The 24,208-nt window shown below is 71.4% G+C and carries 19 protein-coding genes, 1 tRNA gene and 1 pseudogene; 11 read left to right on the top strand and 10 right to left on the bottom strand.

What is annotated here, in order from left to right:
• The 3 genes from I5G_RS17520 to I5G_RS17510 form a co-directional block, all read left to right on the top strand.
• On the top strand, nucleotides 1-304 hold a 304-nt coding region (locus I5G_RS17520; protein ID WP_026096050.1), incomplete at its 5' end, for a putative PEP-binding protein.
• A gap of 16 nt (nucleotides 305-320) precedes the next feature.
• A complete protein-coding gene (locus I5G_RS17515; protein WP_022880222.1) occupies nucleotides 321-668 on the top strand; it encodes a helix-turn-helix transcriptional regulator in 348 nt (115 codons plus the stop codon).
• On the top strand, nucleotides 665-1,171 hold the full coding sequence (locus I5G_RS17510; RefSeq protein WP_022880221.1) for a GNAT family N-acetyltransferase: 507 nt from the start codon (nucleotides 665-667) through the stop codon (nucleotides 1,169-1,171). Before I5G_RS17515 ends, I5G_RS17510 begins: the two co-directional genes overlap by 4 nt.
• Nucleotides 1,172-1,385: 214 nt before the next feature.
• Here I5G_RS17510 and I5G_RS17505 read toward each other — a convergent pair.
• A tRNA-Ser gene (locus I5G_RS17505) sits at nucleotides 1,386-1,473 on the bottom strand.
• 446 nt (nucleotides 1,474-1,919) lie between these two features.
• Between I5G_RS17505 and I5G_RS17500 the strand changes: the two genes are divergently transcribed.
• A complete protein-coding gene (locus I5G_RS17500; RefSeq protein WP_022880220.1) occupies nucleotides 1,920-3,899 on the top strand; it encodes a DUF4012 domain-containing protein in 1,980 nt (659 codons plus the stop codon).
• A gap of 9 nt (nucleotides 3,900-3,908) precedes the next feature.
• On the opposite strand, the gene I5G_RS17495 is transcribed toward I5G_RS17500, so the two are convergent.
• From I5G_RS17495 to I5G_RS17485, 3 genes are read right to left on the bottom strand one after another with little or no spacing between them, the layout of a single operon-like run.
• On the bottom strand, nucleotides 3,909-4,808 hold the full coding sequence (locus tag I5G_RS17495; RefSeq protein ID WP_022880219.1) for an HAD family hydrolase: 900 nt from the start codon (nucleotides 4,806-4,808) through the stop codon (nucleotides 3,909-3,911).
• Nucleotides 4,805-6,073 (bottom strand): serine--tRNA ligase, encoded by a 1,269-nt coding sequence (gene serS / locus I5G_RS17490; protein WP_022880218.1) that lies wholly within the window; start codon nucleotides 6,071-6,073, stop codon nucleotides 4,805-4,807. The genes I5G_RS17495 and serS overlap by 4 nt, the downstream gene beginning before the upstream one ends.
• Before the next feature lie 40 nt (nucleotides 6,074-6,113).
• Nucleotides 6,114-7,262, bottom strand: a complete 1,149-nt coding sequence (locus I5G_RS17485; protein WP_022880217.1) for a hypothetical protein — start codon at nucleotides 7,260-7,262, stop codon at nucleotides 6,114-6,116.
• 127 nt (nucleotides 7,263-7,389) lie between these two features.
• Between I5G_RS17485 and I5G_RS17480 the strand changes: the two genes are divergently transcribed.
• Together I5G_RS17480 and I5G_RS17475 are read left to right on the top strand one after the other, a co-directional pair.
• Nucleotides 7,390-8,670, top strand: coding sequence for a diacylglycerol kinase family protein (locus I5G_RS17480; RefSeq protein ID WP_022880216.1), 1,281 nt, complete (start codon nucleotides 7,390-7,392; stop codon nucleotides 8,668-8,670).
• A gap of 162 nt (nucleotides 8,671-8,832) precedes the next feature.
• On the top strand, nucleotides 8,833-10,203 hold the full coding sequence (locus I5G_RS17475; RefSeq protein WP_022880215.1) for a deoxyribodipyrimidine photo-lyase: 1,371 nt from the start codon (nucleotides 8,833-8,835) through the stop codon (nucleotides 10,201-10,203).
• Nucleotides 10,204-10,338: 135 nt separating this feature from the next.
• Here I5G_RS17475 and I5G_RS17470 read toward each other — a convergent pair whose 3' ends face one another.
• Nucleotides 10,339-10,764, bottom strand: coding sequence for an Asp23/Gls24 family envelope stress response protein (locus tag I5G_RS17470; RefSeq protein ID WP_022880214.1), 426 nt, complete (start codon nucleotides 10,762-10,764; stop codon nucleotides 10,339-10,341).
• Between the two features lie 123 nt (nucleotides 10,765-10,887).
• Complete coding sequence (locus tag I5G_RS17465) at nucleotides 10,888-11,148, bottom strand: hypothetical protein (RefSeq protein WP_026096047.1); 261 nt, start codon at nucleotides 11,146-11,148, stop codon at nucleotides 10,888-10,890.
• A gap of 74 nt (nucleotides 11,149-11,222) precedes the next feature.
• Here I5G_RS17465 and I5G_RS17460 point away from each other — a divergent pair, with 74 nt between their 5' ends.
• Nucleotides 11,223-12,320, top strand: coding sequence for an LLM class flavin-dependent oxidoreductase (locus I5G_RS17460; protein WP_051038870.1), 1,098 nt, complete (start codon nucleotides 11,223-11,225; stop codon nucleotides 12,318-12,320).
• Between the two features lie 143 nt (nucleotides 12,321-12,463).
• On the opposite strand, the gene pheA is transcribed toward I5G_RS17460, so the two are convergent.
• Nucleotides 12,464-13,426 (bottom strand): prephenate dehydratase, encoded by a 963-nt coding sequence (gene pheA, locus I5G_RS17455; RefSeq protein ID WP_022880211.1) that lies wholly within the window; start codon nucleotides 13,424-13,426, stop codon nucleotides 12,464-12,466.
• A 321-nt stretch (nucleotides 13,427-13,747) separates the two neighbouring features.
• On the opposite strand from pheA, the gene I5G_RS23315 reads away from it, so the two are divergent.
• Together I5G_RS23315 and I5G_RS27415 are read left to right on the top strand one after the other, a co-directional pair.
• The gene (locus I5G_RS23315; RefSeq protein WP_051038868.1) at nucleotides 13,748-15,817 is read left to right on the top strand and encodes a glycosyltransferase family 2 protein; all 2,070 of its coding nucleotides are present in this window, start codon (nucleotides 13,748-13,750) and stop codon (nucleotides 15,815-15,817) included.
• Complete coding sequence (locus I5G_RS27415; protein ID WP_022880209.1) at nucleotides 15,814-17,457, top strand: carbohydrate-binding protein; 1,644 nt, start codon at nucleotides 15,814-15,816, stop codon at nucleotides 17,455-17,457. The genes I5G_RS23315 and I5G_RS27415 overlap by 4 nt, the downstream gene beginning before the upstream one ends.
• Before the next feature lie 995 nt (nucleotides 17,458-18,452).
• Here the strand turns inward: I5G_RS27415 and I5G_RS27410 are convergent.
• The 3 genes and pseudogenes from I5G_RS27410 to I5G_RS17430 all read right to left on the bottom strand — a co-directional run.
• A pseudogene (locus I5G_RS27410) lies at nucleotides 18,453-18,752 on the bottom strand (ATP-binding protein); the annotation flags it as partial.
• Nucleotides 18,753-19,563: 811 nt separating this feature from the next.
• Nucleotides 19,564-20,202: a response regulator transcription factor gene (locus tag I5G_RS17435; protein WP_022880207.1), complete on the bottom strand. Its 639-nt coding sequence runs from the start codon at nucleotides 20,200-20,202 to the stop codon at nucleotides 19,564-19,566.
• A gap of 19 nt (nucleotides 20,203-20,221) precedes the next feature.
• Nucleotides 20,222-21,127, bottom strand: a complete 906-nt coding sequence (locus I5G_RS17430; RefSeq protein ID WP_026096046.1) for an EamA family transporter — start codon at nucleotides 21,125-21,127, stop codon at nucleotides 20,222-20,224.
• Between the two features lie 72 nt (nucleotides 21,128-21,199).
• On the opposite strand from I5G_RS17430, the gene I5G_RS17425 reads away from it, so the two are divergent.
• Both I5G_RS17425 and pgm read left to right on the top strand, forming a co-directional pair.
• The gene (locus tag I5G_RS17425) at nucleotides 21,200-22,117 is read left to right on the top strand and encodes a LysR family transcriptional regulator (RefSeq protein ID WP_022880205.1); all 918 of its coding nucleotides are present in this window, start codon (nucleotides 21,200-21,202) and stop codon (nucleotides 22,115-22,117) included.
• A gap of 94 nt (nucleotides 22,118-22,211) precedes the next feature.
• Entirely contained in the window at nucleotides 22,212-23,855 is a 1,644-nt protein-coding gene (pgm, locus tag I5G_RS17420; RefSeq protein WP_022880204.1) for a phosphoglucomutase (alpha-D-glucose-1,6-bisphosphate-dependent), read from the top strand.
• Nucleotides 23,856-24,208: the final 353 nt, after the last annotated feature.

Raw genomic sequence — 24,208 nt, 5'->3', positions numbered from 1 at the left:
GCGCGCCCTCCGCGCGAGCGAGGACATCCTGCGCGAGCAGCTCACCGCCCTCGCCGAAGCGGATGCCGAGACCCGGAAGTCCGCGGCGGGCCCTGCCGACCTGTGGGTCATGGCGCCCATGGTGTCGACCGTCGAGGAGACCCGCTACTTCACGACCCTCGCCAAGGAGTACGGCCTCAAGACCACGGGCGTCATGGTCGAGGTCCCCTCCTCGGCGCTGCTCGCCGACCGCATCCTGCAGATCGCCGACTTCGCCTCGATCGGCACGAACGACCTGAGTACATATCGACAGATGTCAATGTGAGGTGCAGAATCGTGTCATGCCGACCTTCCTGCCGTTGCTCTCGAGCGACACCGACGCCTGCTGCTCGACCATTCCCGGGTCGGCGCTGACCGCCGAAGAAGCAGATCCCATCGCGCGCACGTTCAAGGCCCTCGGTGACCCCGCGCGGGTTCGGCTCCTGTCGCTGATCGCCGCCGCCGAAGGCGGCGAGGCATGCATCTGCGACCTGACCGAGCCCGTCGGGCTGTCGCAGCCGACCGTGTCGCATCACATGAAACTGCTCGTGGACGCCGGCCTCGCGACCCGCGAGCAACGGGGAAAGTGGGCCTATTACCGCGTCGACACGGATGCACTCGATCGGGCCGTGAGCGCTCTCCGCGCGTGAGCGATCCGCGGGTCCGCGCCCTGCGGCCGGAGGACTGGCCCGCGGTGGAGGCGATCTACCGAGAGGGCATCGCGACAGGGAACGCGACCTTCGAACCGGAACCACCCTCGTGGGAGACCTTCGACGCCGGAAAGCTCGAGGCCGGCCGACTCGTCGCGGTCGGCGCAGATGACGCGATCCTCGGTTGGATCGCCGCATCTCCGGTGTCGACGCGCGAGGCCTACCGCGGAGTCATCGAGCACTCCGTGTACGTGTCAGCGCACGCACGCGGCCAGGGCGCCGGCCGCGCGCTGCTCGGCGAATTTCTCCGAGCTATGGATGCCGCGGACTTCTGGACCGTGCAATCGAGCATCTTCCCCGAGAACCTCGCGAGTCTCGCCCTGCACGACCGCATGGGCTTCCGCCGCATCGGCCACCGCGAACGCATCGCGCGCATGACGTACGGCCCGTGGGCCGGCCAGTGGCGCGACACGGTTCTGGTCGAACGCCGCCGAGCGGGGTGAACCGAGGCGCGGGGTGAGTCGGTCGGCAAGATGACCGCAGCGGCCCCGCAGGAGGCGCGCGTCGTGGCGGAGGGTGTGGGATTCTCCCCACCGCCCCTCCCCGCGCCGCTGCGCGAAGCGCCGAGCCCCCAGCGGCGTCGGCCCAACTGCGTTCGCATCCCGCTCAACCGTCATGACGAAGGAACGCGGACCCTGACGGGACCGCGTTCCTCCGTGGCGGAGGGTGTGGGATTCGAACCCACGGGACATCTCTGCCCACTGGTTTTCAAGACCAGGTCCATCGGCCGCTCGGACAACCCTCCCGATCGCCCGAGTCTACCCAGCCGCGCGCCCGCCCACCGCGCCCGCCCACGCAGCCCGAACGCCGCGAATGCCCACGTTCCGGTCGAGAGCACACGCTACGGTCGCCCAGATCGTGGGCGCTCGACCCGATCGTGTGCTTTCGCACCCCACCCCCGCCCCTCGGGCACACCGCTCGACCCGATCGTGTGCTTTCGCACCCCACCCCCGCCCCACGGGCACACCGCTCGACCCGATCGTGTGCTTTCGCACCCCACCCCCGCCCCACGGGCACACCACGCGACCCGATCGTGTGCTTTCGCACCCCACCCCCGCCCCACGGGCACACCACACGACCGGATCGTGTGCTTCGAGCCCCGCTGCAGCCCGCCGCCCTCACCCGCCCGTCACGACCCGCCGTTCACAGCGCTGTGAGGGACCCTTCACTTCGCCCGGCTACGATCTGCCCGTGACCGTGGGGACCTTGCAGAACGATCGCGCCGACAATCGCACCCGTCGGCGGGCGCGGGCGACGCGGGGCATCGGTCTCACCCGGAAGCAGCCGGCCGCTCGCCACGCCGCGCCGGAGAGCACCGCGCAGCGGTGGGGCCGGACCGCCGTGGTCGCGATCGCCGCCGTGGGCGGCCCGCTCACGGTGATCGCGTTCGCCGCCCTCCTCGCCGCCGGCGCGTTCGCCTGGCAGGTGATCCAGGTCCGCGACGATCTCCAGGGTGCGCTGGACCAGTCGAAGGCGCTGGCGCGCGCCGCCGCCAGCGGCGACGCCGACGGCATCCAACGCTCCGGCGAAGACATCGTCGCTCGGACGCGGCACGCCTACGACACGGCCCAGGGTCCGCTCTGGGATCTCGCGGCCGACATCCCGGCCGCGCGCACGAACGTGCTCGCCGTCCGCGACGTCACCGAGATCGCCCACACCATCTCGTCCCAGGTGCTGCCTCCGCTCATCACAACGATGGCCGCGTCGAGCGACGGCTCCTCCGAGGGGATCAACCTCAAGCCGTTCCTGCACGCGGGGAAGATCATCCCCACGGTGCTGACGTCCTTCGACGAGGCATCCCGGATCGCGTCGTCCATGGACCGCACGGGCGTGCTTCCGCAGATCTCGGCTCCGGTGGACCAGCTCCAGAGCCTCATCCAGCAGGCGACGCCGGTGCTGAAGACGGTCGACGCGCACCTGCCCGAACTGCTCCGCGCGGCCGGCGCCGAACGCCCGATGCTCTACCAGCTCATGATCCAGACGCCGGCCGAGATCCGTGCGACCGGCGGCGGCGTCGCACAGTGGCTGGTCCTCAAGGTCGACGACGGCCACGTCGACCTCCTCAGCCTCGACACGGGCACCGATCTCATGTACTCGGTCCTGCCCTCGCTCGGCTTCGACACCGTGAACGGGTCGCTGATCACTCTGCCCCGGCAGACGCGGGAGCTCTACCCGCCGGAGCTGACGAACTGGTCATCGAACTTCAACATGACACCGAACTTCCCGACCGCGGTCGAGCTCTTCCAGGCCACGCGCAAGTGGACCGACAAGCCGCAGTTCGACGGATCGTTCTCGATCGACCCGATCGTCCTGGCCCATCTCCTGGAAGCGACCGGCCCGATCACCCTCGCCTCGGGCGAGACCGTGGACGCCCAGAACGCGGCATCCAAGCTGATGAGCGAACCGTACGAGCGGTACGGCGTGGACAACGCCGCCATGGACCGGTACTTCAGCGAGATCAGCGCCAGCATGTTCGCCAAGCTCACCGGACGCCAGTGGGACGTCGGCACGATGTGGAACCAGATCGTCCGCAGCGCCGGCGAGGGCCGCATCTTCGCGTGGTTCGACGACGCGGGCCTGGAGAGCCTGGCACACCAGTACGGCCTCGACGGCACCCTCCCGAAGGACAATCAGGATGCCACCCAGCTCGGCATCTACTTCAACGACTACTCCATCGGGAAGCTGGAGTACCACCTGACGTACTCGCAGTACGCGACCTGCAACGCGGACGACCGCACCATCACCGTCTCGATGGACCTGCACAACAGCATCACGGATGCCATCAAGAGCGGCTACACGCTGGGTCTGCGCAACATCGACCGGGGGATCGACCTGCGGACGATGATGCTCGACGTGCTGTTCTTCGCGCCGCCGGGCGGAGAGATCGTGTCGACGGATCCCAAGATCGGCGACTGGTGGGATCCGACGTTCCGCGACCGGTCGGGCTCGGATCACGGCAACCCCGCCGAGAGCAGGACCCTCCTGCTCGCCGAGGGCGAGACGCGTACGGTGTCGTACACCGTGAAGCTGCCCGAGGGCGACCTGGGCCCGTTGGAGCTGCGTCACACCCCCGGCGCGAACGACACCAAGGTCACGATCGACGCGAACTGCGCGCCGCTGTTCCGCAGCCCGGCGGGCTCGGACAACGTGCTTCTGTCGAAGATCGGCTGAGCGCGGAGCTCAGAGCTCGCGCAGCACCGCGGCGACGCCGCCGTCGGTCACCGACAGGCCCACCTCGCCGGCGGCGTCGTGCACCTCGACCGGCCCCTGGCCCATCGCGATCGCGCGTCCGCCGTGCGACACCGCCCACTGCATCATCTCGATGTCGTTGCGGCCGTCGCCCATGACCAGGACGTTCTCGGGCGGGATGCCGAGCCACTCGCGCACCAGCTCGAGCGCCGTCGACTTGTTCACGCCCTGCGGGGCGATGTCGAGCCACGCGGTCCAGCCGATTGCGTACGACACCTGGCTGAGGCCGATGTGCTTGACCAGCTCGAGGAAGTCCTTGTCGGTCTTCTCCGGCGCCACGACGACGACGCGGCACACGGGCTGGTGCGAGAGCTCGGCGAAGGTCACCTTGTTCGCGCCCTTGAGGTTCCAGTCGTCGAGGTAGTCGGTGAAGAGGCGCTGCCCGTCGGGCAGCTCGACGAGGAAGTGCGCATCCCCGAGATGTTCGCCGAGCAACGTGAGCACCTCGGTCGGGTCGAAGGTCTCGACATGCGCCCGCTCGTACTCGGTGGCATCCGGTCCGCCGATCCGGCGCATCACGATGGCGCCGTTCGAGCACACCGCGTACTCGGGATGGATGCCGAGCAGGCTCATGACCGTGTGCGTGCTGTCCCAGCTGCGCCCGGTCGCGAGCATGACCTCGTGGCCCTGCTGCTGCGCGTGGCGCACGGCATCCACGACTCCGGGGCTGAGCGATTCGTCCTCGAGGAGGACCGTGCCGTCGATGTCGAGCGCGATGAGCATGCGACCCACGGGAGCGGTGCGCGCGATGTCCGCGACGACCTCGGCCGCCTCGTGCTGCGGCTCGGCGTCGACGTCACCGATGCGGGGCAGGGCGGCCTCGTCGGTCACGCGATGGGCTCCATGACCTCGAGGCCGCCGAGATACGGCCGGAGCACCTCGGGCACCGTCACCGACCCGTCGGCGTGCTGGTGCGTCTCGAGCAGCGCGACGATCCAGCGCGTGGTCGCGAGCGTGCCGTTGAGCGTCGCGACCGGCTGCGTCTTGCCGCCGTCGGCGGGACGGAACCGCGTGTCGAGGCGACGCGCCTGGTAGGTGGTGCAGTTCGAGGTGCTCGTCAGCTCGCGGTAGGCATCCTGCGTCGGGACCCAGGCCTCGATGTCGAACTTGCGTGCGGCGCTGGAGCCGAGGTCGCCCGCGGCGACGTCGATCACGCGGTAGGCGAGCCCCAGGTCCTGCAGCATGCCCTCCTGCATCGCGACGAGACGGTCGTGCTCCGCCTCGGCATCCGCCGGGTCGGTGTAGACGAACATCTCGAGCTTGTTGAACTGGTGCACGCGGATGATGCCGCGGGTGTCCTTGCCGTAGGAGCCGGCCTCGCTCCGGTAGCAGGTGGACCAGCCGGCGTAGCGCTTCGCGCCGCGCTCGAGGTCGAGGATCTCGTCCATGTGGTAGCCGGCGAGGGGGACCTCGCTGGTGCCGACGAGGTACAGGTCTTCCTTGTCGAGGTGGTAGACCTCGTCGGCGTGCTGGCCGAGGAAGCCGGTGCCGCGCATGACCTCGGGGCGCACGAGCGTCGGCGGGATCATCGGCGTGAAGCCGGCCTGCAGGGCCCGGTCGAGCGCGAGCGTCATGAGCGCGAGCTCGAGGCGCGCGCCGATACCGGTGAGGAAGTAGAAGCGGCTGCCCGAGACCTTCGTGCCGCGCTCCATGTCGATCGCCCCGAGCTTCTCGCCGATGGCGAGGTGGTCGAGCGGCTCGAAGTCGAACGCCGGGATCTCGCCGTGCGTGCGGAGCGTCACGAAGTCCTCTTCGCCGCCCGCGGGGACGCCCTCGAGCACGATGTTCTCGATCTTGGCGAGCGCCTCTTCCGCGGCCTCCTCGGCGACGGTCACGGCGCGCTGCGCGTCTTTGACCTTCTCGCTGAGCTCCTTGGCCTCCGCCACGAGGGCGGCCTTCTCGTCCTTGGGCGCCTGCGCGACCTTCTTGCCGTGCGCGTTCTGCGCCGCGCGCAGCTCCTCGAACGCCGTGATCGCGGCGCGGCGCTCGCGGTCGGCGTCGATCGCGGCGTCGACGGAGTCGGGCGACTCCCCGCGCGCGATCTGGGAGCGCTTCACCAGTTCGGGATCTTCACGCAGCAGAGTCAGGTCGATCACGCGTCCATCCTACGGTCGGGGCGGGAGCCGCTTCCGCCCCTCACGCGCCCGGTGCCGTGGGGTCGAGCGCCTTCGTGACGGCGAGCACGTCGGCGTACTGCGCGTCGATCGCTCCGCGCCGCGCGAGCGCATCGGCATCCGCCGCCTCCACCGCGGCCGCGCGGGCCTCCAGGTCGGCGTGACGGGCGTCGAGGTCGGCCAGGCGGGCGGCGAGCACCTCTTGCCACGTCCCGCTGTGCCGGACGCCGTCCGTCCCCCACCAGTCCTGGTGCCAGCCTCCACGTTCCGCCGGATCGAGGGCGTTGTACCGGTCGGCATCCTGTTGGTAGAGCTGCCGGTCGCTCTCGTAGATCGCCCGATCGTCATCGAGCTCTGCGCGGGCGATCATGGCATCCGCCTGCGCGTGGGCGAGGCCTTCGAGTGCGGCCTCGTACTCCGCGAAGAGACCGTCGACCGCGCCCTGCACGCGGTGGTCCACGTCGACGAGGGCTGCGCGGTCGGTGAAGTACCGCGCGTACACGGCTTCGAGCGCGGGGTCGAAACCGCCGTCCAGCCACACCTGCGAACCGAGGTAGGCGAAGAGCTCGGTGTCACGCGATTCCTCGTGGTCGCCGACCGACCAGTCGATCTGCCGACGCACGGGGTCGTCCGACGGGATCCGGTCGAGCGCCGCGCCGAGAAGGACGTGCACGCGCACCCTGTCGTCGGTGCTGAGCCGGTCGTAGGCCGCGTGCAGGAGCTCGTGCGTGAGCGTCGTGACGGCCGCATCCGCGACGCGCGGATCGGACGGGATGAACACGAAGATGCCCGCCAAGCCGTAGCACCCGGCCACGGCGTGGTCGTCCGCGGCATGCGCCACACCGCAAGACCGCTGGAGAGCGTCGCCCCGTTCGGAGATCGCGCCGACGCTCGTGAGGAGGTCACGCCCCTCATCGGTGAGGAAGGCGTGGTCGGCGACCGCCGCGATGTCGGCGGGAAGGGTGCGCGGGCCGGTCTGGTCCTGCACCCACGCGACGACGGCACGATCCGCTCCCGTGCCGAGCAGGACGATGCCGCCGAGTACGACCGCGACGGCGACCACGATCGCGACCGTCCACAGGCGACGCCGGCGGCGGTCCCGCGCGAGGGCGGCGAAGGGCCCCTCGACGGGTCGCGCCCGCCGAGGCGGCGGCTGCTCGAACAGGGTCACGGGCGCACGCTAGACCCGTCCGGCGAACGTGGGGAGGCGGCATCCTGAACAGTGCCCGTCACGGTCTCCCGGTCAACCCCCATTCGCCGGGGCGGAAGCGCACGTGCGCGGTCCTATGGTGGATGCCATGGCCGACCCCCAAGAACCGCGCGATGACGCGGACACCCCCGTCTCCCCCGAGGCCGAGAAGGACCGGGCGGCGTCGGAGGGCTCGCCGGAGGACTTCCACGGGGCGTCCCTGCGACAGAAGGACGAGCCCGACACCGTCGCGGCCGACGAACCCGACCCCAAGGACGCGGCCGAACCCGACGACGTCATCCACGAGCCCGGCGACGTCGACTCCGACACGTCCGACGGCACGTCCGGCGAGGCGGTGCGGGTCTCCGTCGACGGCGATGACGCCCCGATGGATGCCGAGCCCACGAGCAAGAAGCGCGCGGCGCTGGTCTACAACCCGACGAAGGTCGACCCCGAGGTCCTGCGCCCCCGGGTGAGCGAGCTGTCCGCCGAGGCCGGGTGGGCCGAACCCCTGTTCTACGAGACGACCGTCGACGACCTGGGCGACCTCGCGACCCGCGCGGCCCTCGAAGAAGGAGTGGATGCCGTGCTCGTGGCCGGTGGCGACGGCACCGTCCGCGCCGTGGCCGAGGCCCTGACCTCGACCGGCATCCCGCTCACGATCGTCCCGAGCGGCACCGGGAACCTCCTCGCCCGCAATCTCAACCTGCCGCTGGACGACGCCGACGCGATGATCCGCGCGACGTTCGACGGCACCACGTACGCGACCGACACCGGGATCGCACGGATCCGGCGCGCCGACGGCACCGTCGAGGAGCACGGTTTCGTCGTGATGGCCGGAATGGGACTGGATGCCGCGATGATCCAGAACACCCGTCCCGAGCTGAAGAAGTCCGTCGGGTGGGTGGCCTACGTCGACGGCGCGGCCCGGTCGCTCGTCAACGCCAAGCCGTTCCGCGTGATGTACCAGCTGGACGGTCACGGGCACCGCCTGCACTCCGCCAAGGTGCAGAGCGTGCTGTTCGCCAACTGCGGCGCGCTGCCCGGTGGGGTGGCCCTGATCCCGGATGCCTCGATCGCCGACGGCATCCTGGATGTCGCCGTCATCCAGCCCAGCGGCGTGTTCGGCTGGCTCGGCGTGTGGCGCAAGATCTGGTGGGACAACTCGGTGCTGCAGCGCTTCCGCGCCGGACGTCGCGTGCTCGAACGCCGCCGCGACACGTCGGTGCGCTACCTCCGCGGATCCGGCATCGAGCTGGCGACCGCCCCCGCGCAGCCGATCGAGCTGGACGGCGACGAGTTCGGCGAGGCCACCCGCATCTACACCCGCGTCATCGAGGGCGGCTTGACGGTCGCGCTCCCCGCCGGCCACGACACGTCGGCGCTGTAGGCGCGTCGGCAGCCGAGCGCTCACGATCGGGTCGAGCGCTCACGAAGCGGCCGCCCGGAACGTGGGCGCTCGACCGGATCGTGAGCGTTCGACGGGGCACGGGGCCGCGCCGCGGCGTGTCAAGCCCGGCGGCGCCGCACGGCGGCTGGATAGCGTCGCTGCATGGCTTCTCCGTCCCTCGTGTGGTTCCGTGACGATCTGCGGCTGACCGACCACCCGGCCCTGCGCGCGGCGCTCGACCGCGGCGAGCCGGTGGTCGCGCTGTACGTCCTCGACGAGGAGTCCGACGGCGTGCGCGAGATCGGCGGGGCCGCGCGGTGGTGGCTGCATCACTCACTGGCATCCCTCGCCCAGCGCCTCGAGGAGCGGGGGTCGACTCTCGTGCTGCGCCGGGGACGCGCGGCCGACGTCGTGCCCGCCGTCGTGGACGAGACCGGAGCCGGGGCGGTGTTCTGGAACCGGCGGTACGGCGGCGCGGAGCGTGAGATCGACGCGGGGATCAAGGAGAAGCTGCGCGGCGACGACATCACCGTCGCGTCGTTCGCGGCGAACCTGCTGTTCGAGCCGTGGACCGTGCGCACGGGCGCCGACAAGCCCTACGGCGTGTACTCGCCGTTCCGTCGCGCGGTCGAGAAGATGCCGTCGCCCCGCGCGCCGCTCCCCGAGGCGCGCAAGGTCCCCGGCCCCTCGAAGGCACCGGAGTCCGACGACCTCGACGCGTGGAACCTGCTCCCGACGAAGCCCGACTGGGCCGGCGGCCTGCGCGAGACGTGGGAGCCGGGCGAGCCCGCCGCCCTGGCGCGCCTGCGCGAATTCCTCGACGACGACCTCGGCGACTACGCCTTCTCGCGCGACGCGTTCGCGGGCGGTGCGACCTCAAACCTGTCACCGCGGCTGCGCTGGGGCGAGATCAGCCCGTATCAGGTGTGGCACGCCACGCTCGAGCACCGAGGCTCCGGGAAGCACGCCGAGTCCGCCACCGGGTTCCTGTCGGAACTCATCTGGCGCGAGTTCGCCTGGCACGTCCTCTTCCACTCCCCCGACCTCGCGACGAAGAACTGGCGCGAGCAGTACGACGCCTTCCCGTGGCCCCGACTGAACCGCGCACACCTCGAGACGTGGCAGCGCGGCGAGACCGGAATCGCGGTCGTGGATGCCGGGATGAAGCAGCTCTGGCACACGGGGGTCATGCACAACCGCGTGCGCATGGTCACGGCATCCTTCCTCACCAAGAACCTGCTCATCGACTGGCGCCACGGCGAACAGTGGTTCTGGGACTGCCTCGTGGACGCGGATGCCGCGAGCAACCCGTTCAACTGGCAGTGGGTCGCGGGATCCGGAGCGGATGCCGCGCCCTACTTCCGCGTGTTCAACCCGGACACCCAGCGCGAGAAGTTCGACCCGCACGACGAGTACGTCCGGCGGTGGGCGCCCGAGTACCTCGACGGCGGCGCGCCGGAACCGATGGTCGACCTGAAGGAGACGCGCCAACGCGCGCTCGACGCCTACGACAAGGTCCGGCACGGCGGCTGAGCCCGCCGCGCACGTGTGCGCGGGCACGGCGGCTGAGCCTGCCGGGCACGTGTGCCCGGGCGCGCTGGCCGGGCGCCATAGCCCGGACACGCGGAAGGGCGCCACCCGGAGGTGGCGCCCTTCGTCACGGGAACGTCAGTTGACGCGGGTCTCGGTGACCTCGTCCTCGTCGTCGTCGCCCGGGATGAAGACGTCCACGACGGTGACGTTGATCTCGGCGACCTTCATGCCGACGAGCTCGGTGATGGCCTGGTGCACCGCGGCACGGACGTTGGCGGCCACGCGCTGCAGCTGCTCGGGGTAGTCGACCTGGATCGCGATGTCCGCGGCGACCTCGGTCTCGCCGACCTCGACGCTCACGCCCTGCGCGTAGTCCTTCGCGCCCACTGCCTGGCGGATGTTGCCGATGACGCGAGCCGCGCCGCCGCCGAGCGCGTGCACGCCGGGGACCTCGGCCGCGGCGATGCCGGCGACCTTGGCGACGACGGCATCCACGATGACGGTCGAGCCGCCGTCCTTCGTGGCGGTGGCGGGGGTGGTGGTGGCGGTGTTCTCAGCCATTGCGCTTTCCTTCCGTGAGTGCGGAACCCTGTGTTCCGCGAAGTCACAGTGGAGACGCGCTCGGGCAGGGATTCGTCACGGCAGAGCGGCTGAGAGAACCCTGAGCGTCCGGGAACGCCGGTGTCACTCGTCGAAGAAGCCGCCGAAGGGGATGTCGGCGTCGCCGTCGTCCCGCTCGTCGAACGCGGCGGTCTCGACCGAGAACGCCACGGATGTGTGCGGGGAGAAGAGCACGCTCACCTCCCTGTTCCCGACGACGACGAACGAGGCGAACCGGCCGCCTTGCGCGACGGCCGTCTCGATTGCGGCCTTCAAGGACGAGATATCCTGCCCTTGCGCCAACGCGAACACGGTGTCGTTGACGGCCATCTGCGTGCGAATCATGGTCTTGCCCCAGTCATGCCGGGCACGCTAGGTCGGTGCGGAGAGACCGCAGAGGGGGTTGCGGTTCCGACACGATGCGGAATACTGCGGCCCCGGCCGGCGTTGCCGTTGGGGTGAACGACGCGATCCCCTCCCTCTCCGTTCTCGACCTCGTCCCCGTGCGCGCCGGGCAGAGCAGCGCGCAGGCCGTCGCCGCGTCGCTCGACCTCGTCGAGCGGGCCGACCGCCTCGGCTACCGCCGCTACTGGTTCGCCGAGCACCACAACATGCCGGCGGTCGCCTCGACGACCCCGCCGGTCCTGATCGCTGCCGCCGCCGCGCGCACCCCGCGCATCCGCGTCGGCTCGGGCGGTGTGATGCTCCCCAACCACTCGCCGCTCATCGTGGCCGAGCAGTTCGCGGCTCTCGAGGCCCTCGCCCCGGGCCGTATCGATCTGGGGATCGGGCGCGCGCCGGGCAGCGACCCGGTGATCACGCAGCTCCTGCACCGCTCGGGTGCGACGAGCGACGTCTCGCGCTTCCCCGACCACGTGACCGACATCCTCGCGCTCACCTCGCCCGACGGCGCGACCGTCCGCTTCACGTCCGGCACCGAGTACCAGGTGAAGGCGACACCGTCGGCATCCGGGATGCCGCAGGTGTGGCTGCTCGGCTCCAGCGACTACTCGGCCCAGCTCGCCGCGTCCTACGGGCTTCCCTACGTCTTCGCGAACCACTTCGCGGGCGAGGGACTCGAGCACGCGCTGCGTCTGTACCGCGATCAGTTCCAGCCGAACGAGTCCGGCGAGGGTCCGCGCACGTTCGTCACGGCCAACGTCGTCGCCGCCCCCACCGCCGAGGAAGCGGAGGAGCGCGCGCTCCCGCAGCTGCGGATGATGGCGCGCCTGCGGACCAACCGCCCGCTCGTGCCCCTCGAAACGGTCGAGCAGGCCAAGGCCGACCCGTTCGACGCGATGGCGGAGTCGATCATGGCATCCAGTCGCCAGAAATGGTTCGTGGGCACCGGAGACGATGTGCGCGCCCAGCTCACGGAGTTCGCCGCGCGGTACGACGTCGACGAGATCATGCTCTCGCCCGTCGCGGGCGCCTACGACGGCGAAGCGCTGGACGTCGCGGGCGGTCGCGCGCAGACGCTCGAGCTCGTCGCTGCTCCCGCCGCCGTCGCCGCCTGACGGCGCCCGGCCGGGACGGCTCCGCCGCGCGGATCGTCGAGACTGCATCCGCCTGACATCTCTGCGGCAGGCTGCAATGGAGATGTCAGGCGGATGCAGTCTCGCGGTCCATGGCCTGGCCCGACCGCGACCGCCACGGCGGCTTACGCCTCGGGCTCGCCGCTCAGCAGTCCGCGGAGCCAGTCGCGCGCCTCGACGAACACGTCGTCGGAATAACGCTGCGGGTACCGCACGATCGCGCGGTCGGCGCGCGCATACGACCCCAGGAAGATCACCTTGGGGCTGAAACGGCGCAGGCCCAGCAGGGCGTCGGCCATGCGCTCGTCGTGCACGTGTCCGTCGGCGTCGATCACGAAGCGGTAGCGCCCGAGCGCGTCGCCGATCGGACGGGATGCCAAGAGGCTCAGGTTGATGCCCCGCGTGGCGAACTGCTCGAGCAGCTCCAGCAGGGCACCCGGATGGTCCTCGGGCAGCTCGACGATGAGCGACGTCTTGTCGGCGCCGGTCGGCGGCGCCGGCGCGACGGTGCGGCTGACGAGCACGAAGCGCGTCACCGCGTTGGGATTGTCGCCGATCCCTTCGGCGAGCACCTCGACCGTGTGATGGTCGACGATGCCGGGCGCCGCGATCGCGGCATCCGCACCACTCGATCCGTCCAGGACGCCGAGGGCGCTGGCGACGTTGCTCGAGGCCGGGAGATGGGCGTGCGCGGGGATGTGCTCGCGCAGCCAGCGCAGGCACTGGCCGTACGCGACCGGGTGCGCGGACACGAGCGAGACGTCCGCCAACGTCATTCCGGGTCGGCCGACGAGGACGAAGTTCACGGGGACGAGGTACTCGCCGACGATGCGGAGGCCGGGAACGGTCGCGAGCGCGTCCTGCGTCGTGGACACTCCCCCGTCGACGGAGTTCTCGATCGCGATCATCGCGGCATCCGATCGTCCCTCGACGACATCGGCGAGCGCCTCCCCGACGTTGCGTACGGGGCGCCAGATCTGGTCGCGCGCTTCGGGCACCTGCGCCAGGGCGGCCTCGGTGAAGGTCCCGGCCGGGCCCAGATAGCTGTAGGTACGGCGAACGGACGCGGTGTCGGTGTCGGGCAGCACCGGCTCAGCCTAGTCCTCCCGTTCGAGCGGACCACGCGGGGGCTGCACCGGGGCGAATCACGGGGTGAACAGAACCACCGGAATAGGGGGTCGCCACGGCCCCTCCGGTTGCGGTGGTGTTGACACGATGAATCGTGCCCGTCTGCCCGAGACGGGCACATCCACCGCCGCGCGCTTCAGCAACGCGCGAGCAAGGAGCCCGATCCGATGGAACGCGCACGCCCGAAAACTCCGCGTCGACGTCGCCCCCGAGGCCCGCTCGACCCCACACCCGGGGCCCTGCACCCTCGACCGTCGCCGGCGACCATCGTCCGCTCCCGCGTGGCGCTCCTCGCCACCGTCGGACTCTGGTTGCTGTACATGACGACGGTCGTGGTCACGCTGTCGCGCGGTGGCGCCCTCGTGGATGCCGGGTACCTGATCGGGACGGTGGTCTTCCTCGTCTCGGTGGCCGCCCTGACCTTCTCCTCGAGCATGTACCTCCTGGCGCGGGTCGGCGCACTGCCCCGGATGGCCGGCCATCGCCGCGCGCGGCGCGCGGACATCGACGACCGCTTCGACCGGGACGACCTCAGCATCCTCGCGCTCCTTCCGTCGTACGGCGAGGATCCCGCGTACGTCCGGATGGCCCTGTGGTCGGTGGCCCTGCAGGAGGTCCCCGACCTCCGCGTGGTGCTCCTCCTCGACGACCCGCCGAGCGACGACCCCGAGATCGTCGATCGCCTCGTCCGAACGCGCGCGATCATCGACGAGATCCGCCTCGAGCTGTCGGGTCCCCTGGAGCTCGCGCGCGAGGCGTTCGACCGGACCGAGACGGACTCCGTCTCGGACGCCCGGAGCGCCGTCGCCGCGGCGTACCACATGGCCGCGTGGTGGGTCCGCAGCCGGGCCGACGTCGAACCGCGCGACGGCCACGTCGAGGAGTTCTTCGTCGAGAGCGTCCTGGGGGCGCTCGCGGACGAGCTCGGCGCGATCGCGGCCGCCCTCGACGAGGCGGACGATGACGGCGACCAGGCGTTGTCCCCCGCCCGCGTCCGCTCGCTGGCGCACCGCCTCGTGCGGGTCTTCACCGCCGAGGTCGAGGTGTTCGAGCGCAAGCGCTTCCGCGAGCCCTCGCACGAGCCGACCAAGGCGGCCAACCTCAACGCGTACCTGGCCCTGGTCGGCGGCGTGCACGAACTGCACGACCTCGACGGCGTCCCGCACATCGTGGACGTCCGCGCCTGCGACGCGGTGATCACCCTCGATGCCGACTCGATGCTGCTGCCCGACTACGCCGCCCGTCTCGTCTACGCCCTCGAGCAGCCGGGGAACGAACGGGTGGGGATCGTCCAGACCCCGTACTCGGCGTACCGCGGTCGGCGGAGCAGCCTCGAGCGGCTGGCCGGGGCGACGACCGACGTCCAGCACATCGTGCATCAGGGGCTGACGGCGTACGACGCGACGTTCTGGGTCGGCGCGAACGCCGTCATCCGCTGGGCGCTGCTCGAAGACCTCCGCACCGTCGAGACGGTCGACGGCCACGAGGTCGTGCGGTTCATCCGCGGACGGACCGTCATCGAGGACACCGAATCGAGCATCGACGTCATCGCCAACGGATGGACGCTGGTGAACTACCCCGAGCGCTTGAGTTACAGCTCGACCCCGCCCGACTTCGGGACGCTGGCGGTGCAGCGCCGCCGGTGGGCGAACGGCGGTCTGCTCGTGCTCTCCGCGCTCTGGCGCACGGCCGTGGCGCGTCGGGCGGCGGGACACCCGATGCGCCTGTCCGAGATCCTGCTGCGGGCGAACTACCTCGGCTCGATCGCCTGGGTGACCGCGGCGCTGATCGTCCTGCTCACGGTCGTCCCCCTGAACGGCGAGCTGGTCAGCATCACGCTCATGATCATGGCGCTGCCGTACTTCATCGAGATGGCCCACGACCTGCGCGTCCTCGGGTACCGCCGTCGCGACATCTTCGGCGTCTACGGACTGAACCTGCTCCTCGTGGCCGTGAACATCGCGGGCACGCTCGGTTCGATCGCGCAGGCGTTCACGGGGCAGCGGGTCGCGTTCGCCCGCACGCCCAAACACGGCGAGCGGACACCGGCCGGGGCCCTGCTCATCGTCGCGCCGCTCATCATCGCCGGGGGCGCCGTGGTCGTGGCGGTCCGCTCCATCCAGGGCGGCTCCTGGGTCGCGGCGGCGTTCGCCGTCTTCACCGCCCTGTGCGTGGCGGAGGCCCTGATCCGGCTCATCGGGATCCGGGCCGCGGTGTCGGACCTCTGGAACGGCTGGCTCGAGTGGATCTGGGTCCCGGTCGACCGCCGCCCCGCCACCGCCGCCGACACCACCGTGCCGGCGTGGCGCCGCGTCCTCGACGAGGGCCTGGTCGAACCGGTGCACGCATGAACGCGCGGCCGCGGGGCCGGTTCCGCGGGCGGCGGGTGTCGTGGCTCCGTCTCCTCGCGAGTGTGATCGGCGGCTTGGGACTCGTCGCGGTCGCCGTCGCCGCCGTCGCTCCCCCGATCTCGTTCTCGCCCGCGGGCACGCCCCTCGACCAGCGATGGTTCGCCGGCTACTACGACGTCACCCTCGATCAGGGGGCGGACCTGGCCGGGGACACCCTCGTCGCGGCCCCGGGCGGGGCGGTCCTCGCCTTCGTCGTCGCCGCCGGCGACACCGACTGCACCCCCACGTGGGGAAAGGCCTACACGCTCGACGACGCGTCGACCCGATTCGACCTGGACCGGCGGGTCGAACGGATGCGTCGAGAGGGTCATCCGGTGATGATCTCGTTCGGCGGCGCCATCAACACCGATCTCGCGACCGCCTGCACGACCTCGGTCGACGCGGCGAAGGCCTACGGGACGGTGATCGACCGCTATGGCGTCGACTCGATCGATCTGGACATCGAGGCCAAAACGCTCGCCGACCGCTCCTCGTGGGGACGGCGTGCCAACGCCGTCGCCCGCCTCCAGAACGCGCGTCCCGCGGACGACCCCCTCGCCGTCTGGCTGACGCTCCCCGTCGGTCCCGACGGACTGACCAGCGACGGCACCGATCTCATCGCCGCCATGCTCAGCGCCGGGGTGAAGGTGGCGGGGGTCAACGCGATGACGATGAACTACGGCATCCAGGATCCGAAGAATCTCGTCGACGTCTCGGAACACGCACTGGATGCCACGGCCGCCCAGCTCCGCGACCTCTGGAAGAACGCGGGTCTGGACCTCCCGCCCGGAGGGGTGTGGGAGCTGATGGGGGCGACCCCGATGATCGGGCTCAACGACGTCCCGACGGAGATCTTCACCCTCGACGACGCGCGAGCGCTCACGGCGTTCGCGAGCGACCGCGGGCTCGCCCGGCTCTCGATGTGGTCACTCAACCGCGATCACACCTGCGGACCGAACTACCCGTTCACGGGCACGGTCTCCACGCGGTGCAGCGGGGTCGAGCAGGGCGACGAGACGTTCGCGGGCGTTCTGTCGAACGGGTACCTGGGGCGCGACGCGAACGCGGTCGTCGAAACCGATCCGCCGATCATCGAGGACGATCCGAAGACCAGCCCGTACCCGATCTGGAACTCGACCTCCTTCTACTCCGCGGGCGTCAAGGTCGTCTGGCACGGCTCGGTGTACGTGTCGAAGTGGTGGAACCAGGGTGGGAACGCGCCCGACGATCCGATGCTCGACACGGCGGCGTCGCCCTGGAGCTACATCGGCCCCGTCTTGGCATCCGATCAGCCCTTCCGGCTGCCGCAGCTGCCCGCGGGCACCTACCCCGAATGGGATGCCACCACTCTGTACAACCAGGGCGACCGCGTGATGCTCGACGGCACCGGGTACGAGGCGAAGTGGTGGTCGCGCGGCCAGCGGCCGGACGGCTCGATCCTCGACCGCGACTACTCGCCCTGGACGCCGATCGAGGGCACGGCCGCGGGCGGGGCCGGGGCCGGTCCGGCGTCCGGTACGGCCGGGGCCGCGGCCGGCGGGGCTCCCCCGGCCGCGGCCGGTCCGACGGCAGGGGCAGCCGGCCCCCCGGCCACGGGGTAGATCGTCAGGCGCCCGTCCGCGACCACGTGGGCGAGGGCGAGGCGCCCGGGTGGAAGGACCCGCACGACCACCCGGTGCTCCGCCGTCTCCAACCGTTCGCGCACGAGGGCGGCGAACTCCGGCACCCACGTCTCCGCGCGTCCGGTCGAACCGCCGTCGTCGAGCAGGACGACGTCGACGCCGCGCAGACGCGCCTGCATGGCGGCATCCGCGATCCCGTGTCCGTGCAACCGGCCGGCGCGGTAACCGTCGCGGAGGCGCCCCTCGATGGCGCGGGCCTGCCGACGGTCCTCGTCCGTGATCGCCCCCGCGCGGACGACGTTCTCCAGGAGGGGGCGAGCGTATTCGTCGACCTCGGCGAGGTGCGCAAGCAGCTCCCTGTGGCCAGCGGCATCCCAGGCGGCACGGCGGGCCGACTCGACGCGCCGCTCGGCCTGGATCTCACCGGAACGGCGGAGCCGGCGCAGCACCGCGACGAACACCACGCTGAGCCCCACCATCGTCGCCACGCGCGTCCCGATCCCGAGCATCTGGGGCAGGTCGGCGCGACGTCCCAGGGCGTCGATCGCCAGGAGAGCGAGCAGGATGCCGCCTGCGATGAGCGCCACCCCGCCGCGGTCGCGCAGGGCGAGAGCCACCGCGACGAAGGCCGACGCCGTGATGAACCACCCCGAGCCGTAGGTGATGGGGGCGGGGATCAAGGAGATGCCGAGCGCGACGCAGCCGCTCAAGAACATCACGATCGCCAGGGCACGGAGGCGGGAGACGCCATCGTGTGCTCGCCCCACGAGGGCAGTCAGAGCGAACAGAACCGCGAGCATCGCGAGCGAGACCGCCCCCGTGCCCGATATCCCGGCATGGACCGCCGCGGTCACGCCGACGGCGGTCTGGGTGATGACGAAGATGGATGCCACCAGGCGCTCACGGATACGGACGGTCCACCCGTTCGGCGGTAGTCCCGAAGGAGCGGACTCGCCGACCGTCCAGTGCAGCCGGACCCTCGTGCCGGTGCCGGGGGTGCTGTCGACCTCGGCGCGCATCCCCGGGATCTCGGCGGGCACGCCCAGCACGGTCATCGCGAGCCCCAGCCGGTTCGTGCGCACCGTATCGGGGTCGAACCCGGGCCCGTCATCGGCGATCTCGATGTGGCCCCCGGTCGCGTCGACATCGATGCGTACGCGCACATCGGCGCCCGGCGCGTGGCGCCGAGCGTTGTCGAGGGCCTGGGCGGTCGCGGCGACGAGAGCGTCGGCGACCTCCGGCGAGCACGTGGCGGCGCCCGGACGATGGTTCATCTCCAGCGCCGCCCCGGCCTGCGCGGCGAGGGCGCCGACGCGAGTGACGAGGTCGGACGACGGGGGATGCGCACGGACCGAGGCCGTCGCGCGCTCGGCCTGGCGGAGAACGGCGTCCTCGGTTTCGGGCGTCGCGTCGGCGACCCCGTGCAGGGCCGCGAGCACCTCGTCGTGCACGAAGGCGGCGGCACGCGACCGTGCCGAGAGGCGGGCACGTTCGGCGGCTTCGGCGGCCGCCGCGGCCGCCGCGCGCGCCGCCGCCCGATCGACGTGGACCGCGGTGCGCAGGGCGATATCGGCGACCGCGCACGTGGTCACCGCGGACAGGAGGGCCTGGGTGTCGTTGGCGAGGCCCGTGAGCGAGTATCCGCCGAGCATGATGCGCGAGAACACGATGACGACGGTCCAGAGGCAGAGGAAGGCCGTCGTCCACCGCCACCCGCCGACGACCAGGATCGCCAGCGACGGCGCCGACACCGCGGTGAGGAGCCAGGGGACGGTGCCCGGGCTCCCGGGGTCCATCACGGCGACGGCGGCGAAGGGGTAGACCAGGACGGCGGCGGCGAACCCGACAGCCGCGACCCGCGCGACGCGCTGCGCCGCCGCGGCGCCCAGGACCGCACCGATCCCCCCGGCGAAGGTCAGGGCGCCGAAGGCTCCGACCATCCACGCGGACCACCACGCCGGGGCCGTCGCCGCGTTGACCGTCGAAACGACGAGCACGGCGACGGTCGCCGAAGCGAGGATCGACACCGCCACGCCGAGCAGGAGCGCACGGCGGGTCGCTTCGACGGCCGACTCGACGCGCGGCTCAGTCACGGCGCGGAACCGGGAGGAACCCGTCCTCGATGCCGCGACGGTACAGGTCGACCTTGCTCGCCGCGGGGCGGCCGAGACGCTGGTAGACGCCCTTGATGCGACGGAGATGGTCGTTCACGGTGTTCTCCGTCACCCAGAGGGCCGCCGCCACCTCGCGGGCCCCCATGCCGGAGGCGTAGAGCGACAGCACCTCGCGCTCGCGCTCGGTGAGCGGCGCAGCGGTGAGGCCGGGGTCGGAGTCGAGCGCCGACGCCCACTCGGTCGTCGGGACGTGGTGCCCCTCGGCGGCCTCGAGGATCGCGGCCAGCAGATCGTCTCCGGGCAACGACTTGCGGGCGATCCCGAGGGCGGCGGTGCGGGACGCCTCACGGACGAGGTAGGGGTTCTCGGCCGACGTGAGCACGAGGACGTGCGCTCCCCACCGCCGGAGAGCTTCGACGTTGTCCTGCGGGGTGCTGCCGTCGCGCAGGCTCAGGTCGAGCAGGACCAGGTCGGCGTCGCGCACGTGCCGCGTCATCGCGGGGACCGTCTGCTCGTGGCGCGCGAACGTCATCAGCGGAGAGGACCCGACCAGGTTGCGCAACGCCAGGCCCACCAGATCGTGGTCATCCACCAGCGCGATGCGTTTCACCAGCCCTCCCGCTCAGACCCTATCCATCCCGCGCAGTCGAAGGGGACAGATGACGCACACGAATTCCGACCGTCGTCACCAGCACGCCGGCGACGAGCAGCACGCCACCGATCACCTCCGCGGGGGCGGGGATCTGATCGAGAAGCACGGCGGCCGCGACCATCGCAACCACCGGCGCCAGCAGCACCCAGGGCACGACCGCCGCCGAGGGGTTGCGGGCGAGCAGACCGTTGAAGATCGCGTAGCCGACGAGCGTGCACAGACCCGCGGTGTACAGCGTCGAGAGAGCGGCCGACCAGCCGAAGGCCGCCAGCCCCGCGGCGATCGCCGACGGTCCCTCCACGACGAACGCGAGCGCGAGCGCCGGAACCGGCACCACCAGCGCCGACCACACCGTGAGCGACAGCGCGCCGAGCCTCCCGTGGCCCGCGACGACCCCCGCGCGGCGGGAGATGACGTTCCCGACCGCCCACGACAGCGCTGCGGCGAGCGCGAGCACCACGGCGATCGCGGGGGCATCGCCGCCCCGGCCGAACGCGACCGCGGCCAGGCCGACGACGCCGATGGTGACGCCCACGGTCTGCCCGAGTGTCGGCCGCTCGCGCAGGACCCCGGCGGCGATCACGACGGTGAACACCGCCTGCGCCTGGAGCAGCAGTGCGGCGAGGCCCGGCTGCAGCCCGAGGGCGAGCGAGCTGTACAGCAGGCCGAACTGGCCGAGGCTCATGAACAGCCCGACCCCGACGATCGTGGTCCAGGATGCCACCGGGCGCGGCACGATCACGGCGAACGCCGCCACGACGGCGAAGCGGATGGCAACGAACAGCAGCGGCGGGATTCCCGGCATCCCCCAGTCGATGACCAGGAAGTTGAAGCCCCAGGCGGCCGCCACCCCGGCGGCCAGGATCATGTCGCGTCGTCTCACGGCTTCAGTTCAGCGTCTTCCTCGATGAAGCACCAGCGAACGTTTCTTCACAAAAAGCGGTAGCGTCACTTCATGATCGATCTCGAGGCCGTCCGCTCTCTGCGCACCGTCGCCCGGGAGGGCAGTGTGTCCGCCGCGGCCGCGACCCTGGGCTTCACTCCGTCGGCGGTGTCGCAGCAGATCAAGCGTCTCGAGCGCGAGACCGGGGTCGCCCTGCTCGAGCGCGTCGGCCGCGGGGTCACTCTGACCGACGCCGGGACGCAGCTCGTCGTCGGCTCGACACCGATCCTCGCCGAGCTCGAGCGCCTGCGCGCCGACCTCCAGGCGAGCGCTCCCGGCGACGGGACCGTCAGCGGCGAGGTCCGCATCGCCGCGTTCTCGACCGTCGTGCGCGGACTCCTCGCGCCGCTCCTCGTGGACCTCGCCCGCGCCCACCCCGACCTGCGGCTGCTCGTGCGGGAGAGCGAGCCGTGGGAGACCGTCGCCCTCATCGCCTCGGGGCAACGCGACCTCGGCATCGCCCACCAGTGGGGCGGAGTCGCGCTCGCGATCCCCGAGAACATCGTGGTCACACCGCTGTTCACCGACGTCGCCGACATCATCGTGCACCGCGACCACCCGCTCGCCGGCCGCGACGTCCTCCACCCGCGCGACCTCGCCGACGAAGCGTGGGTCGCGACCTTCGAGACGACGATCTGCCGCCAGTGGCTCCGACGGCTGTTCGACGGCGTCCGCAACGCCCCGCGCGTGATCTACGAGTCCATGGAGTTCGAGAACCACCTCGAGCTCGCCCGTACCGGCGCCGTGGTCGCCCTCGTCCCCCGCCTCGGACGCGCGCCACTCGGCGCCGACCTCGTCGCGATCCCGACGATCGACCCGGCGTCGACCCGCGACGTCGTCGCCGTGCACCGGCGTTCGCGGTCGGATTCCCCCGCGCTGCGCGCGACGCTCACGGCGCTGCGCGAGCGCGGCGCGGCCCTGCAGTCCTGATCGGGCCGCCCTCTGGGGACATTCGCGGGATGTTCCGCGCCCCGAATGTGTCGGTGCGCATGCACGAGGGCTCCGCAGCGGGCAGACTGTGGGCATGAGCAGTCGCGCAGGACAGCCCGCCGAGGCATCCGATCTCATCGACATCGACGAACTGATCTCCGCCTACTACGACCGCAAACCGGATGCCACCGTGCCCGAGCAGCGCGTCGCGTTCGGCACGAGCGGGCACCGGGGATCCTCGCTGAGCACGAGCTTCAACGAGGACCACATCCTCGCCACGACGCAGGCGATCGTCGACTACCGCGCGGCGCAGGGCATCACCGGCCCGCTGTTCCTCGGTCGCGACACGCACGGCCTGTCTCTGCCGGCCGAGCGCAGCGCGATCGAGGTGCTCGTCGCGAACGGCGTCGACGTGCGCGTCGACTCTCGCGATTCCTGGGTGCCGACCCCGGCCCTCAGCCACGCGATCCTCGCCTACAACCGCGGCCGCGCGACCGATGACCCGGGCCGCGCGGACGGCATCGTCGTCACGCCGTCGCACAACCCGCCCCGCGACGGCGGCTTCAAGTACAACCCCCCGCACGGCGGCCCCGCCGACACCGACGCGACCGGCTGGATCGCCGACCGCGCCAACGAGCTCATCGCGGCGGGCCTCGAGGGCGTCCACCGCACCCCGCACGCCGACATCGACCTCGACGGCCTGGGCCAATACGACTTCCGCGACGCGTACGTTCGGGATCTGGCATCCATCATCGACGTCGACGCGATCAAGAACGCCGGCGTCCGCATCGGCGCCGACCCGCTCGGCGGCGCGTCCGTCGAGTACTGGGCGCTCATCGCGGAGGTGTACGACCTCGACCTCACCGTCGTGAACCCCGAGGTCGACCCGACGTGGAAGTTCATGACGCTGGACTGGGACGAGAAGATCCGCATGGATCCCTCGTCGCCGTCCGCCATGGCGTCGCTCGTCGCCGCGCGCGCCGACTACGACATCCTCACCGGCAACGACGCGGACGCGGACCGCCACGGCATCGTCACGCCCGACGCGGGCCTGATGAACCCCAACCACTACCTCGCCGTCGCGATCGACTACCTCTTCTCGCACCGCGAGGGATGGCCGACGGATGCCGCGGTCGGCAAGACACTGGTCTCGTCGATGATCATCGACCGCGTGGCATCCGCTCTCGGCAAGACCCTGCTGGAGGTGCCGGTCGGGTTCAAGTGGTTCGTCCCGGGTCTGCTCGACGGATCCGTCGCGTTCGGCGGCGAGGAGTCGGCAGGCGCGTCGTTCCTGCGCAAGGACGGCACCGTCTGGACCACCGACAAGGACGGCATCCTGCTGTGCCTGCTCGCCGCCGAGATCCTCGCGGTGACCGGCAAGACGCCGTCGCAGCGGTACGCCGAGCTCGAGGCCGAATTCGGCGCGTCGGCCTACCAGCGCGTCGACGCCCCCGCGTCGCCCGCGCAGAAGTCGGCCCTGTCGAAGCTGTCGCCGGATGCCGTGACCGCGACCGAGCTCGCGGGCGAGCCGATCATCGCGAAGCTGTCGCACGCGCCGGGCAACGGCGCGGCGATCGGCGGCCTGAAGGTGCAGACCGAGTCGGCGTGGTTCGCCGCCCGCCCCTCCGGCACCGAGGACGTCTACAAGCTGTACGCCGAGTCGCTCCGCGGCGAGGAGCACTTGCGCGCCGTGCAGGAGGAGGCCCGCGCGGTCGTCTCCGCCGCGCTCGGCGAGTAACGCGTCAGCCCCCGCGGCGCCGCTCCGCGAGGGGCGGCGCCGCTTTCGCGCGCGTGCGGTGGCGCTGGATCCTGCCGCTCGCCGCGATAAACGCCGATCCTCCCGAGACACGCTGCGGCACAGCGTTTCTGGGGAGGATCCGCGTTTGTCGGTGGCGAGGGCGGGGGATGCCGCGGACCGGCGCCACCCCATAAACGCTCCGCCTCGACGTAAACGCTCGGGCGGGGCGTTTCTGCCGAGCCCGAGCGTTTATGCGTGAGTTGGGGCGACGGGATGCCGCGGCCCCGGCGCTCCGCGAAGCGGCAGGCCGCGGGGCCGGACGCGCCGCGGCCCCGGCGCTGCGGGGAGCGTCG

It is taken from the genome of Microbacterium sp. B19 (assembly GCF_000333395.1).
In the GTDB taxonomy this organism is placed as follows: Bacteria; Actinomycetota; Actinomycetes; order Actinomycetales; family Microbacteriaceae; genus Microbacterium.
The sequence above is the reverse complement of the archived record's forward strand: the minus strand, read 5'-3'. Positions and strand labels throughout refer to the sequence as shown.